Here is a 233-nt window from a genome sequence, read left to right as displayed (position 1 = left end):
ACCCACCGCCAGCAGGTCCTCCATGGCCAGCGGGATGGAGGCCGCCGTGGTGTTGCCGCTGCGGATCACGTCCTGGGCCACCACGTCGCCGGCCGGCAGCTTGGGCGTCTTGGCGAGCGCGCCGACGATCCGGAGATTGGCCTGGGGCGGGATGAAGGCGGCGAGCTGGTCGGCGGGGACGCCGGCCGCGTCCAGCGGCCGCCGTGCTGCCTCGGCCATCTGGTAGACGGCCC

Annotated in this window: 1 protein-coding gene; it reads right to left on the bottom strand. The window is 74.7% G+C overall.

Annotation, left to right across the window (positions count from 1 at the left end):
- On the bottom strand, positions 1-233 hold a 233-nt coding region (locus KVT44_RS57300), incomplete at both ends, for a 3-oxoacyl-[acyl-carrier-protein] synthase III C-terminal domain-containing protein (RefSeq protein WP_302832284.1).

Origin of the sequence: Streptomyces sp. GbtcB7 (assembly GCF_019091445.1) — a bacterium.
Taxonomy (GTDB): domain Bacteria; phylum Actinomycetota; class Actinomycetes; order Streptomycetales; family Streptomycetaceae; genus Streptomyces; species Streptomyces mirabilis.
The sequence above is the reverse complement of the archived record's forward strand: the minus strand, read 5'-3'. Positions and strand labels throughout refer to the sequence as shown.